This window comes from Limosilactobacillus avium, from assembly GCF_947381485.1.
GTDB classification, from domain to species: Bacteria; Bacillota; Bacilli; order Lactobacillales; family Lactobacillaceae; genus Limosilactobacillus; species Limosilactobacillus avium.
Window position 1 is genome coordinate 1 of sequence record NZ_CANCWN010000093.1, and the last position, 547, is coordinate 547.

The 547-nt window shown below is 38.2% G+C and carries 1 protein-coding gene; it reads right to left on the bottom strand.

Annotated elements, in window-relative coordinates; all coding sequences use genetic code 11:
* Window positions 1-547, bottom strand: a 547-nt coding sequence (locus tag QOS01_RS10435) for a mucin-binding protein (protein ID WP_283622273.1), incomplete at both ends; no start/stop codon positions are given.

The following is a 547-nucleotide window of genomic DNA, read 5'->3' on the forward strand; positions in this document are numbered from 1 at the left end:
TGTGACTGTCAGAATCCCAGCCAAGGTCTTTAATTTGCTTACCTGTTACCTTGTCAAATAGCAATGTATGTTTAAATGCAACGCTTTGTACACTATCGTTTGCTGCTTTCGTATTATTAGCGTAAACATAGTGAACTGTTTGGCTAATAGTCTTAGTTAAGCTGTCTTTATCAGTACCGTCTGGCCACTTTGGTCCTTTAGGATCTGGGTCATTTGGATTGATTTGCTTGCCTGGATCGCCTGGTTTATCTGGGGTAACGGTTGTAGTGCCATGAATAAAGTCAATGTAGAATGTCTGAGTCTTATTACTATCATTGTCAAATACTGCTCCGGCTGGGAAACCGTTATTCGTAAGTTTGTATCCCTTGGCTACCAACTCTTGAATTTTACTTTGTGGATCGTAATTAATTACTGAGCCGGCTTTACCAGTAATATCACCTGAAGTATCAATGTTAACCCATTTAGTGTTATCTGTATCATTTACATCACGGTAAATGATTTGTGCAATTTGGTCCGCTACTTTAGTGTAAATTACTGTTAATTCTTT